Below are 12,791 nucleotides of genomic sequence, written 5' to 3' on the forward strand. Positions count from 1 at the left end.
TGCAGATAGTGAAACAGTCAGAGACAGGCTCTACCGGCCGGGCACCTAAGTGATATCAGCACATACCGGTTACGGCCGGAATATCCGCTCCAGCCAATTTGTCAGGTTTGAATCAGGAAAAACACCTCCGCTGAAAGAGTGCGGTTTTTGCTTTATGCAGACTGCGAAATAGTCAGAGAGTGATCCTACTTTTACATCATGTATTCAGGCTGATACAAAAGAACGTGTATTTCTGTTAGTAGGCAAAATAAATATCGAAGTGGTTAAAAATAAATAATTTAGCATTATTATTTAGTATTAATAATGAGTAAGGATAATCTCGTTTCATCTAATTTAATTAGATGAAACGCTTTAGCAATAAAGCTTAAATTCTCTATATAGACAACTTTTTCCTGATATAACTAATACTATCTATTAATTAGTGATTGTATTTTTATCATTTAACCAACACTGAATAAAGTTAGCTATTTGCTCAAAGTCATTTATATTCAGTAGTGGAACATTAACTGACATAGCCTCGTCTGTTGCCAGTGCAATAACATGATTATCGATTAATCCCTCCAGAGGTTTACCCACAGGGCGGCGAAATAAAGCTATTTTATCAATGGGCTCATGTTTAAAGCCTTCGACTAATACTAAATCAATCTGGTTAGCATCAAATTTATCCGCCAGTTCTGCCAGACTTATGGTTCTGTCTGGTGTCTCTGTCATTAAAGCCCAGCGTTGGTCACAGGCCACAATAGTTTGTGATGCACCGGCTTTACGTAATTCGTAGCTGTCTTTTCCCGGTATATCAATATCCATATTGTGGTGAGAATGTTTAATCAGCGCACAGCGAATACCCATGTTGGATAAAGCAGGTATTAACTGTTTAAGTAACGTGGTTTTTCCTGTGCCGCTGTATGCCGTTATGCCTAAAAGCGGAATGCGTTGTTTAGTGATTATTGTCATGTTCTATTTATTCCAGTTATGGCATTCATCCAGCGTATTAATATTTTTAAATGCCTCAGGCATGTCACTAAAATCAACCGCAGTGGCCTGTTGTTGGGATAAGAAGATCATAAGCTTACGATCTCCTCCCTGAAGATAGTTGCGTAGTGGTGTTATCAGGCGAGTATTCATTAATGCCAGGGTAGGATGTGCCCGCTCCCCGTCATCTGCGTAAGCAACGAGCTGATTATTTCGGTTATTCCACAATCTTTCAGCCAGAGTATCAGGGATTAGAGGGGTATCGCAGGGAGCAAACAGAACCCATTCTGTCGGGCTATTTTCCAGTATGGTTAATATGCCAGCCAGAGGGCCCTTGAAGCCTTCAATGGAATCCTGAAATACCTGATAGCCACTTTTTTTATACTCATCTGTATTGCGATTAGCGCTGATAATAATGTTTCCAACCTGAGGCTTCAGGCGAGTGAGAACATGCAGGTATAATGGCGTACCATTAATGGTGACCAGACCTTTGTCTGTACCACCCATTCTGGTTGCTCGTCCACCGGCCAGAATAGCGCCGGTAATTGAAGGTATCGACATTGCACTTTCCCTTTAGCCACTCAACAAGGTGAGCTATTTTAACGCGTTCGTTGATAAATAGTCCTGTTTATTCTCTTTATTGATAATAATTTTCATTTAAATATTAATTTGAATTACGTTATATATATTCTTTTTTGTATTTCTCTATTTTAAAAACCATATAACTCTTATTAGGTATGTTTATTTAATTGCAGGATAAATATATACCTATAAATAGTTAATCCGTCGTATAACTATTTATGATTATATTCAAATCGTTGTTGAAAATAATATTTGAACCCTATCAAGAAAATGATTTTTACCTGGGTTATTCATTGATCTAAAACAATCAATATTAAGACAAATATTTATTTGCTCTCTGAATAGTTATATTTAGGGGGATAATAAAATACTACTTGAGTAGTAGTTTAGTGCACTGGAAGCAGCACATAAAAAGATATCTATATCTTAGTAATCGGCTCAACGAACGCCGAACTTATAATAAATGGGAGTACTTACCGTGGGCAAGATTAAGGCAAAATTATCAGCTAGCTTACTGATATTGTTTGCATCACTTCTGGTGGGCAATACAGCATTAGCTAATAAATCGAACGTAGAGGCTCGTAATGAGGTCTTTGCAAAAGATCATGCGGATCAATACGATTCATGGCGCGCAACCAGCGAGTCAAATAAGTTAGGCGGCGGTCTGGATGAATATCCTGATATGGTTATTCTTTGGGCCGGTTATCCATTTGCAAAAGATTATAAAAAAGCACGTGGTCACTTCTATGCCATTACTGATGTGCGTGAAACACTGCGTACCGCAGCACCAATGAAAGATACCGATGGTCCGTTACCGATGGCATGCTGGAGCTGTAAAAGCCCGGATGTGGCTCGTCTGATCGATGAAGGTGGCGAAGACAAATACTTTGAAGGCATGTGGTCAAGAGGTGGCGCACAGATTGTTAACCCAATTGGCTGTGCAGACTGTCACGACACGGCATCTAAAGATTTTTCTGAAGGTAAGCCAGCGCTTTATATGTCTCGTCCTTATACCGCTCGTGCATTAGAAGTTATTGGTAAACCATTTGATAAAGCCAGCCATCTGGATCAGCAATCAATGGTTTGTAGCAACTGCCACGTTGAATATCACTTCGATGGTAAAAACAAAGCGGTTAAATTCCCTTGGGATAAAGGGATGACCGTAGAGAAAATGGAAGAGTACTACGACAACATTGCTTTCTCTGACTGGACTCATCAATTATCTAAAACGCCAATGCTGAAGGCTCAGCATCCAGAATATGAAACCTGGAGCCAGGGTATCCACGGTAAAAATAATGTGACCTGTATTGACTGTCATATGCCGAAGGTACAAAACGCGGAAGGCAAACTGTATACCGACCATAAAATTGGTAATCCTTTCGAGCGATTCAATGACACCTGTGCCAGCTGCCATACCCAAACTAAAGAGCAATTACAGGATATCGTAGCTACCAGAAAAGAGGCGGTCAGAGAGCTGAAGAAGAAAACAGAAGCTCAGTTAGTTCATGCTCACTTCGAAGCGAAAGCGGCATGGGATGCCGGTGCAACAGAAGAAGAGATGAAACCAATCCTGATGGATATCCGTCATGCACAATGGCGTTGGGACTATGCGATTGCCTCGCATGGTATTCATATGCACGCGCCTGAAGTTGGTCTGAAAATTCTGGGTACTGCGTTAGATAAAGCGGCTGATGCCCGTACCAAACTGGCCCGGTTGTTAGCAACTAAAGGTATTACTCACGAAATCGCATTACCTGATCTTTCCACTAAAGCTAATGCGCAAAAAGCATTAGGCATGGATATGCAAAAACTTGAGAGCGACAAGCAAGAGTTCCTGAAAACCCGCGTAGCGGAATGGGACGCAAACGCCAAGAAAGAAGAGCGCTTGTTAAGCAAATAAAGTTATCGGCCCCGGTATTCCGGGGCCCAAATAAGGTGGAATTATCATGGGCAGTTTACGTTCATTATTTAAGGGCGGACTGTTAATGCTGGTATCAATGTTTGCGCTGACGGCCATGTCGTCATCCGCAGAACCGGTACCGGAGCAGAAAACAGAAGCGTCGTCCGAATATAAAGTAGAGTTACAACGCAATCGTGACTATGCCTGTACTCAGTGTCATAAAGACACTAAAGATGGCATGCACGGCGCGCACTCAAAAGCGATTAATCCAAATAACCAACTGCCAGTGACTTGTACCAACTGTCACGGCAAAATCACTCCGGAACACCGTAATGGCGTTGCGGATGCGATGCGTTTTAACGAAGACGTCTTCCCGGTTGATAAGCAAAATCAGGTGTGTATGACCTGTCACCAGCCGGAGAAATTGCGCACGGCGCTATGGGCGCATGATGTTCATATTCTGAAAACTTCGTGTGCCAGCTGCCACCAGTTGCATCCGACAAAAGATCCGGTACAAGGTTTGGATCAAAAAGGTCAGATCAAGCTATGTGTTGACTGCCACAGTAAACAACAGCAGCAATACCAAAAAGAGAAGGAAACACCATGAGTTGCTCACGCCGTCATTTTATTGCCGGTATGGGAGCAGTAATCTTTATGACCGGCCCGGTTAACCGTACGCTGGCGCAGACCATGTCAATTAACGGGATTCGTTATGGCATGGTGTATGACGAAACTCGTTGTATTGGCTGCACCGCGTGTATGGATGCTTGCCGGGAGGTGAATAAAGTTCCTGAAGGGGTATCGCGGCTAAATATTATCCGCTCTGGCCCGACAGGAGAGTTTCCTGAGGCAAAATATCAGTTTTATCGTCACTCTTGTCAGCATTGTGATAACCCGCCTTGTGTGGATGTCTGTCCGACAGGGGCTTCTTATAAAGATGCTGCCACGGGTATTGTTGAGGTTAATCCGGAACGCTGCGTTGGCTGCCAGTACTGTATTGCTGCCTGCCCGTATCGCGTACGCTTTATTCATCCGGTCAGAAAAACCGCAGACAAATGTAATTTCTGTCGCGACACCAATTTGGCTCAGGGCAAGCTACCAGCCTGTGTGGAATCCTGTCCTACCAAGGCATTAACCTTTGGTAATCTGGACGATCCAAATAGCGAAATTGTGAAACTGATAGAGAATAAGACCACTTACCGTGCGAAGGTACATTTAGGCACCGAGCCGAAAATGTATCGTATTCCAAGCAAACATGGGGAGATTAAAGGATGAGCAGCGCTTTCCATTTTGAATCCCTGGTTTGGGACTGGCCAATTGCCATTTATCTGTTCCTGATCGGCGTTTCTGCGGGCATGGCGACTATTGCTGTGTTTCTTAAACGCCGGGTGTTAGCGGATGGCGCAAGCCGCGATGGTATCATTAAAGCGACGGCAATTATTGCCCCGCTGACGGTGATTGTTGGTCTGGTGATTCTGATTTTCCACCTGACACGCCCGTGGACTTTCTGGTACCTGATGATTTTCTATAGTCCAACATCGGTCATGTCGATGGGGGTTATGCTGTTCCAGGTGTATATGTTAGTTCTGATCGTCTGGCTGGCAGTACTGTTTCGTCAGGAGATTGCTAACTTTCTGGAGCAACGCTTTAAAGGACTTCGCTGGATTAACGGCATTATCTCGGCACTGGCCCGTTTCGAACGGGTGCTGGAGCCATTAATGATTTTTCTGGCGGTGGCGCTGGGGGCTTATACCGGTTTCCTGCTGTCGGCACTGAAAACCTATCCAATGCTAAATAACCCGGTACTTCCGGTGTTGTTTCTGTTCTCCGGTATTTCATCCGGGGCAGCGGCGGCAGTGTTGTTTGGTATTACCTGGTTTAAACAGCCGGTAGATAGCCCGTCAGTTCATTTCGTTCATCAGATTGAAAAACCGGTTGTACTGTTTGAATTGTTCCTGCTGTTGGCACTGTTTGTTGGCCTGTTCTTTGGCGGCGGTCAGAGAGAAGCGGCGGCGGTTGCGGCGATCGGTGGTGGGTTCTGGTCGAACGTTTTCTGGTTTGGCGTGATCGGATTGGGAATTTTATTGCCGCTGATCATGAGTATGGTGTGTAGCAAGCGCGTTCAGCACAGTAAAAGTTATATAATAGCGGTCGCATGTATGGGACTCTCCGGCATACTGCTCTTACGTTTCTTTATCCTGTATGCCGGTCAAATGACGGTAGCCTGAATGTTTGATAAAAAGGATATAGCATGATCCCTGATTTGGGGCTGCTATCCCTGTCAGGTGCTTTGGCACTTGCGATATTACTGAGTATTGTTCCGCTGGCAGGTATATATTGCCGGCGGACATTACTCATTGGTTATGCAGCCCCCCTGAGCTATGGGGTTTGCCTGCTGATTACCCTGTCTATATCGTTACTCGGTTATAGCTTCGCAACCGATGACTTCTCCGTAATGTATGTTGCCCAGCACTCTAACTCCCAACTACCGCTGTTTTTTAAAGTGGCGGCCGTGTGGGGTGGACATGAAGGCTCCATGTTGTTTTGGCTGTTTTCTCTCTCAATATGGACTGCACTGGTTGCTGCACTGCGTCGCCGGATGGATATGCAGATCAATAGTACCGTGCTGGCGATTCTTGGCTTGATTATGGTGGGGTTCTGTCTGTTTATTCTGTTGTATTCCAACCCTTTCGAGCGGGTATTTCCTGCGCCGATGGAAGGGCGGGATCTCAACCCGATGTTGCAGGATATCGGTCTGATTTTTCATCCTCCGTTGTTGTATCTCGGTTACGTAGGATTTGCGGTCAATTTCGCATTTGCCATTGCGGCGTTGTTAAGTGGACGTATGGATGCCGCTGTTGCTTACTGGAGCCGTCCATGGGCGCTGGCGGCATGGATCTGTTTAACCGCGGGTATTATTTTAGGCTCATGGTGGGCCTATTATGAACTGGGTTGGGGCGGATGGTGGTTTTGGGATCCGGTTGAAAACGCCTCTTTAATGCCCTGGCTGTTAGGAACGGCGTTACTGCATGCCCTGATTGTGACAGAGCAACGCGGCACTTTCAGTTATTGGAGTTTGTTGCTGTCGATTTTTACCTTTGCCCTGAGCCTGCTGGGTACCTTTATTGTTCGTTCCGGCGTATTAACTTCGGTTCATGCTTTTGCTGTCGATCCCGATCGCGGCATTATGTTGCTATTACTGCTGGGAGTGGCGATTGTAGGGGCATTAACGTTGTTTGCTCTCAAAGCCAATACCCACTCGGCCGCCGCTCGTTTTAGCCTGCTTTCTCGCGAAGCATTATTGTTAATGGCGAATGTACTGCTGAGCGTTGCCACCTTGATTGTATTGATTGGCACTTTCTACCCGATGCTGTTTACCGCGCTGGGATTAGGTTCTATCTCGGTTGGTGCACCTTACTTTAACAGCACCTTTGTGCCGCCAGTATTGTTAATACTTATGGTAATGGGGCTGTCTCCTCTGAGCCGCTGGAAAAGTATGGCATCAGGCCAGATAAAATGGCTTGCTGCTTTAGCGTTATTAGCGCTGATTACCGGCAGCGTTGCTTCCCTGATGTTCAATCGTTTCTATCCGATGGTAGCGGTTGCTTTGGTGCTATCGGTATGGGTTATTGTCAGCAATCTTACCTTTGTCAGGCATCTGTCATTACGACGTTTGGGCGTGCTGTTAGCCCACTGTGGCGTGGCTGTTACCGCGATAGGTATTACGTTATCCAGCTACTACTCAACAGAGACCGGCGTAAAAATGGGGCCGGGAAGCGAAAGTACGCTGAGTGGTTATCAGTTCCATTATGATGAAACCAGATTGTTGATTGGCCCTAACTATACGGCGGAGCAGGCGGTTATTCGCGTTACGCGTGAGGGCAAAGAGGTCACGTTATTGATGCCAGAACGCCGTCACTATACGGTTCGAACCATGCTGATGAGCGAACCGGGGATTTCCTGGAACCTGCTTGCGGATCTGTATGTGGTGATGGGCGAGAAGGTTGATAAACAGAACTATGCCCTGCGTTTCCATCATAAGCCGTTTATTCGTTGGGTATGGGGCGGTGGGTTATTAATGGTGCTGGGCGGCGGATGTAGCCTGTGGAGTAAGCGCAGCAGGAAGAAAGATAACGCGGTAAATTGTCATCAGAATGAGGTGACATCATGAATCGGTTAAAATTATTTTTGCCCCTGTTTCTGGTGCTCTTGATGGGCATCGCCCTCTACTTTGGCTTAAAGCAAGATCCCCATCAGCTAGGATTAACTCAGCAGGATAAGCCAATGCCCGAGTTTGTGGCGGAAGATTTGCTGCTGCGCAATAAAACCTTTAGTCAGCAAGATTTTATCGGACATATTACGGTATTAAACGTATGGGCCAGTTGGTGTCCGTCTTGCAAACTGGAGTTTCCATTCTTAAAAACCCTGCGCGAGCGCCCTGACTTTAAGCTCTACGGCTTGAATTATCGTGATAATCGTCCGGCGGCGCTGGATGTTCTTAATAAACTGGGGAATCCGTATCTTCGTTCAGTTTACGATCCAAACGGAAAGCTGGCGCTGGAGTTAGGCGTATATGGCACCCCGGAAACCTATTTGATCGACAGTCAGGGGGTTATTCGCTACCGCTATTCTGGTGAGTTAAATCAGGACGTCTGGCAAAAAGAGTTCCAGCCTAAAATTGAAGTGCTGCAAAGTATGGCATCGGGAGGTTCTTCATGATGCGTCTGATTTGTCGCCTGATATTGTTGATGTTAGTGGCATTGCCGCTGCGCGCCGAAATTGTTGATACCTGGCAGTTTAAAAACCCGGAGAATCAGCAGCGAGCTATTAGTCTGGCAAAGCAGTTACGTTGCCCGCAGTGTCAGAATCAGAATCTGGTGGAGTCTACCTCTCCTATTGCCCACGATTTGCGCTTGGAAGTTTACCGTATGGTAGATGAGGGTAAATCGGATGAGCAAATTGTTAGCTTTATGACCCAGCGTTTTGGCGACTTCGTATTATATAAACCTCGCTTTAATAGCCAGACCGCGCTGTTGTGGTGCAGTCCGTTGGTACTGCTGTTGTTTGGCTTGTTGATTATCTGGCGCTATGTGAAGAAACGCCGCCAGTTGCCCCCTCCGGCATTAACCGAAGAACAAAAGCGCCAGTTGGATAAATGGCTGGAGAAGAAGTCATGATGATTTTTTGGTGTGGTGCTGGGCTGATGTTTTGCCTGATTCTGCTGATTATCTGGTTACCGGTGATTCGCCCGAATACGGTAACTACCCGCGGTCGGGATTTACGCAATGACACCAATGTGGCCCTTTATCAACAGCAAGTGGCGTTGGCTGAAAAGCTGTTTTCCGGGCAGGAAAAAGCCGATGGTCTGTCAAACGAGTATCAACAAGAGCTCTCTCTGAGCCTGTTACAAAATATGGCCGCCGCGGAAAAAACGACGCCGGCTATATCCCATCGAACTTCGAAAATCATTCCTGTCGTGATGATGGTGGTCGCAGTCCTGATTACCGTTGTGGGCTATGGATACGTTGGCCAATATCAGGAATCTGCACAATACAGTCGTGAAAATCATACCGATCCTTTCTCCGGTATGGATATCAGCCAAATTCAGGATAAGGTAGTAGCAGAACTTCAGCAGCGTATCCGTCAGTCACCTGGCGATCCGGAAGCCTGGTTCCTGCTAGGCCAACGTTATCTCAACAGTAACGAATTCGAAAACGCACTGATAGCCTTCGACAGGGTAACGCAACTGCGCGGTAACGATGCGGAAGTCCTCACGGCGAAAGCCACCACCCTCTATTATCAGGCTGGTCAGCGCATGACGCCTCAGGCACAGACCTTAATTAATCAGGCGCTGGCTCAGGAACCTAATCAGGTGACGGCCTTGATGCTTCTGGCATCAGATCATTTCTTGAACGCACAATATCAGCAAGCGATTGATATCTGGCAGCAGCTGCTGGACAGCAACAATCCACAAATTAATCGGGCTAAGTTAATCGAAGCGATTAATATGGCTCGCATGATGAAATAACAAGCTGTTAAAATTTGATTAACCCTGATACCGTGTGACTCTTTTGAATAAAAGGGAGAGGCGTTATGAAATGCCATCGCGTCAATGAACTGATTGAACTTATCCATCCATCCTGGCAGAAAGACCCGGATCTGAATCTGGTTCAGTTTCTGCAAAAATTGGCTACAGAGGCCGGTTTTACCGGCCCGCTGAGTGAATTAACTGATGATGTGCTGATTTACCATCTTAAAATGCGTGACAGCGCTCGTACTGAAGTGATTCCCGGTTTAAAGAAAGATTATGAAGAAGACTTTAAAACTGCCTTATTACGCGCACGTGGTATTTTAAAAGATTAAACCCTGTGTATGATAACCAACTGGCAGTCCGAATAACCCTGTGGTGATATAAATTTCTTATGAATTCAGCAGCATTTGCTTTCCATACCTTAATGCCCGACATGATACTGGATGCACTGGAAAGTGTCGGGTTGCGTGTGGATTCCGGGCTCACTGCACTGAACAGCTATGAGAATCGCGTCTATCAGTTTATGGATGAAGACCGTAAACGTTATGTGGCGAAATTTTATCGCCCGGAGCGTTGGTTACCGGAACAGATACAGGAAGAGCACGATTTCTCTTTAACGTTGTCTGAAGCAGAGATCCCGGTTGTCGCTCCGCTGGTGATAAACAAGCAGACGTTACATTACCATCAGGGATACATGTTTGCTGTTTTCCCCAGTATGGGGGGACGCCAGTACGAAGTAGACAACCTTGACCACCTGGAATGGGTTGCTCGTTTTCTGGGACGAATTCATCAGGTTGGCAGACAACAGCCTTTTGTTGTTCGACCAACTATGGGGTTGGATGAGTATCTTTACCAACCTCGTCGGGTACTGGAGGAGAGTTCTCTGGTGCCTGCCAGCGTTAAACCGCTACTATTGCCGGTATTGGATGAGTTAATCCGGGCCGTTGAACAGCACTGGCATACGGATTGGGCGTTATCCCGTCTGCATGGTGATTGTCATCCTGGCAATATTCTGTGGCGCGATGGTCCAATGTTTGTTGATTTGGACGATGCCCGTAACGGGCCGGTGGTGCAGGATATTTGGATGCTGTTACAGGGCGAGCGTTCAGAACAGCTGATGCAGCTGGATTTGTTTGTGGAGTCCTACAGTGAGTTTGCTGATTTCGATCAGAGGGAGCTGGCACTGATCGAGCCATTACGCTGTATGCGGATGGTTTATTACCTTGCTTGGGTGGTTCGCCGTTGGGAGGATCCCGCGTTTCCAAAAAGCTTTCCCTGGATTGCAGATAATGATTTTTGGCAGGCGCAGCCATCTCTATTTACTGAACAGGCTAAGTTGCTACAACTTCCACCGTTGCAACTGATGCCAATGTACTGATTATTGTTTTACGGAGTATTGTTATGAAAAAGATGTGGTTGGTGCTGGTGTGTGCCGTTGTTGCTGTCGGTGCTTTTTTTATTTGGTCAAATTCTTCTACCCCGGCAAATGCAGACTCTAAGCCTACCGGTAGCAGCTCAGCCGTGGTAGCCTCCAATTTCCAAAATGGTAAGCAGTTTGAAACCCTGAACAGAAGTGCAACAGAAGAGCCACAGGTATTAGAGTTTTTCTCTTTTTTCTGCCCACACTGCTATGACTTCGAAAACGTCTATCACATGAGTGACGAGTTTAAGAAGCAACTGCCAGAAGGCGGCAAAATTGTTAAATACCACGTTGACTTTATGGGTGGAGAGTTAGGTTCTCAACTGACTCAGGCATGGGCCGTCGCCATTACTTTAGGCGTTCAGGATAAAGTTGCTCCGCTGATTTTTAACGGCATCCAAAAAACTCAAACTATCCGTAATCTGGATGGTATTCGTCAGGCGTTTATTGAGGCTGGCGTAAGTGGTGAAGAGTTTGACAGCGCATGGAACAGCTTCATTGTTAAATCTCTGACTGCTCAACAGCGTAAACTGGCAGAGGACGTTGATTTAAGAAGCGTACCTTCAGTTATCGTTAACGGAAAATATCTGGTTAAGAATGATGGTTTAGAGGCTAAAAGTGTTGAAGGCTTCATCCAGGAGTTCGGTCAGGTTGTTAAATACTTACTGGGTCAGAAGTAATTAATCCGTGAGTTGAGTGATAACAGCCTCATCAAAAAAGTGGGTGAGGCTGTTTTATTTTTAATAAAGCATTAATCGTTTTTATTATACTGAGTGTTGTGACAAGCAATATTCCAGCAAGATATATTGTTAAACACACTTTAAGTAGAAAATGAATAAACCTCCCCCCGCTTTTGGTTTTAGTTATTGTTCCATGTTCTAAACCATGCTTATTGCGTTGTTAAATAATCTTATAATTTTCAATTAACTATACAATTATATTCAGCATTTTAGTTTAATCGCTTTATTCCATTAACACCGAATGCTAACGTATCCGGGTTTCTGCGGTATATCGATGTGTGAACGAAGGATTCGCTTTCCGCAGAGTAATTAATGGATTATTAGTGAATAAATTTCAGGAGCATGTATGTCTTTAGTTAAACAAAAAACATGGGTTCGCTTTTTAGCTCCTCTGTTTGCTTTGGGTCTGGTATTTCAATTAGCGGGTTGTGGTGATAACGAGCCAGAGCAGCGTAAAGCGTTCAGTGAGTTTCTACAGACGCAAGTGATTGATGGCACTAAAATTCGTTTACCGGAATTAAGTAAAGACCAGGAGAAAGCTTTTGGTAATTACGCCAAAGATTATGCGCTGTTAACCAACTTTACCAGCCAACTGGACGGTGCATTCTCAGGCGCTATGCAGTCTTCAATGACCGAGTTAAGAACGTTGAATAGCATGAAAGCGATGGTTGAGAATCGCGAGAAAGTTGAAAAAGCTCAGGCCGAAACTAAAGCAGTTCAGGCTAAACTGGACGGTATCGTTAAGCAAACCGCAGACAGCTATGCAACGATGAAGCTGCCGGAAGATTTAAAAGTGGTTTATGACAAGGCTTATGCCAAAGTTGTTACCCAGCAAGGTGACTTAAGCAGACAAACTTTAACGCTGCTGGATTCTACTTTTAGCGACATTCTGACCATTTCTGATTTCCTGAAAGCTCAGGGCAATAAAATTGAATATAATGGCCCGGTTGTTCAATTTACTGAACAGGCTGGACTGGATAAATTCAATGAAATGAATGCGTCTTTACAAAAGAATCAGCAAGCGCTGATGGATATTGCACGTAAAATCGCACAAATCATGTAATATTTGCTGAATCTTCAGCGAAAAAGACAGAACGGGTTACTTATTATAGTGACTCGTTTTTTTTGTTCGCTCTTCGGATAAGTTAT

The 12,791-nt window shown here is 45.2% G+C and carries 14 protein-coding genes; 12 read left to right on the top strand and 2 right to left on the bottom strand.

The features are described from left to right. Positions 1-414 precede the first annotated feature (414 nt). Positions 415-951 (bottom strand): molybdopterin-guanine dinucleotide biosynthesis protein MobB, encoded by a 537-nt coding sequence (mobB, locus tag I2494_RS08895; protein ID WP_218466516.1) that lies wholly within the window; start codon positions 949-951, stop codon positions 415-417. Positions 952-954: 3 nt separating this feature from the next. Next, the gene (gene mobA / locus I2494_RS08900; RefSeq protein WP_218466517.1) at positions 955-1,530 is read right to left on the bottom strand and encodes a molybdenum cofactor guanylyltransferase MobA; all 576 of its coding nucleotides are present in this window, start codon (positions 1,528-1,530) and stop codon (positions 955-957) included. Between the two features lie 484 nt (positions 1,531-2,014). On the opposite strand from mobA, the gene nrfA reads away from it, so the two are divergent. From nrfA to I2494_RS08960, 12 genes are all read left to right on the top strand, one after another. Continuing rightward, positions 2,015-3,451, top strand: a complete 1,437-nt coding sequence (nrfA, locus tag I2494_RS08905; protein ID WP_218466518.1) for an ammonia-forming nitrite reductase cytochrome c552 subunit — start codon at positions 2,015-2,017, stop codon at positions 3,449-3,451. 46 nt (positions 3,452-3,497) lie between these two features. Then, positions 3,498-4,058 carry a cytochrome c nitrite reductase pentaheme subunit gene (gene nrfB, locus I2494_RS08910; protein WP_179038348.1) on the top strand — a complete coding sequence of 187 codons (561 nt, stop codon included), beginning with the start codon at positions 3,498-3,500 and terminating at the stop codon, positions 4,056-4,058. Further along, entirely contained in the window at positions 4,055-4,726 is a 672-nt protein-coding gene (gene nrfC / locus I2494_RS08915) for a cytochrome c nitrite reductase Fe-S protein (RefSeq protein ID WP_130593437.1), read from the top strand. Before nrfB ends, nrfC begins: the two co-directional genes overlap by 4 nt. Next, entirely contained in the window at positions 4,723-5,679 is a 957-nt protein-coding gene (nrfD, locus tag I2494_RS08920; RefSeq protein ID WP_130593436.1) for a cytochrome c nitrite reductase subunit NrfD, read from the top strand. Before nrfC ends, nrfD begins: the two co-directional genes overlap by 4 nt. Before the next feature lie 23 nt (positions 5,680-5,702). Continuing rightward, positions 5,703-7,622 (top strand): heme lyase CcmF/NrfE family subunit, encoded by a 1,920-nt coding sequence (locus I2494_RS08925; RefSeq protein WP_218466519.1) that lies wholly within the window; start codon positions 5,703-5,705, stop codon positions 7,620-7,622. Beyond that, a complete protein-coding gene (locus I2494_RS08930) occupies positions 7,619-8,170 on the top strand; it encodes a DsbE family thiol:disulfide interchange protein (protein WP_218466520.1) in 552 nt (183 codons plus the stop codon). The genes I2494_RS08925 and I2494_RS08930 overlap by 4 nt, the downstream gene beginning before the upstream one ends. Continuing rightward, positions 8,170-8,628: a heme lyase NrfEFG subunit NrfF gene (gene nrfF / locus I2494_RS08935; protein ID WP_407657891.1), complete on the top strand. Its 459-nt coding sequence runs from the start codon at positions 8,170-8,172 to the stop codon at positions 8,626-8,628. The genes I2494_RS08930 and nrfF overlap by 1 nt, the downstream gene beginning before the upstream one ends. After that, entirely contained in the window at positions 8,625-9,479 is an 855-nt protein-coding gene (gene ccmI, locus I2494_RS08940) for a c-type cytochrome biogenesis protein CcmI (RefSeq protein ID WP_218466522.1), read from the top strand. The genes nrfF and ccmI overlap by 4 nt, the downstream gene beginning before the upstream one ends. 65 nt (positions 9,480-9,544) lie before the next feature. Further along, on the top strand, positions 9,545-9,814 hold the full coding sequence (locus I2494_RS08945; RefSeq protein ID WP_218466523.1) for a YihD family protein: 270 nt from the start codon (positions 9,545-9,547) through the stop codon (positions 9,812-9,814). A 59-nt stretch (positions 9,815-9,873) separates the two neighbouring features. Next, positions 9,874-10,860 (top strand): serine/threonine protein kinase, encoded by a 987-nt coding sequence (locus I2494_RS08950; RefSeq protein WP_218466524.1) that lies wholly within the window; start codon positions 9,874-9,876, stop codon positions 10,858-10,860. Positions 10,861-10,883: 23 nt separating this feature from the next. Continuing rightward, positions 10,884-11,582, top strand: coding sequence for a thiol:disulfide interchange protein DsbA (gene dsbA / locus I2494_RS08955; protein WP_228350907.1), 699 nt, complete (start codon positions 10,884-10,886; stop codon positions 11,580-11,582). 406 nt (positions 11,583-11,988) lie between these two features. Beyond that, complete coding sequence (locus I2494_RS08960; RefSeq protein ID WP_218466525.1) at positions 11,989-12,705, top strand: DUF3053 family protein; 717 nt, start codon at positions 11,989-11,991, stop codon at positions 12,703-12,705. Positions 12,706-12,791 lie beyond the last annotated feature (86 nt).

The sequence above is a fragment of the Limnobaculum allomyrinae genome (genome assembly GCF_016649425.1).
GTDB lineage: Bacteria > Pseudomonadota > Gammaproteobacteria > Enterobacterales > Enterobacteriaceae > Limnobaculum > Limnobaculum allomyrinae.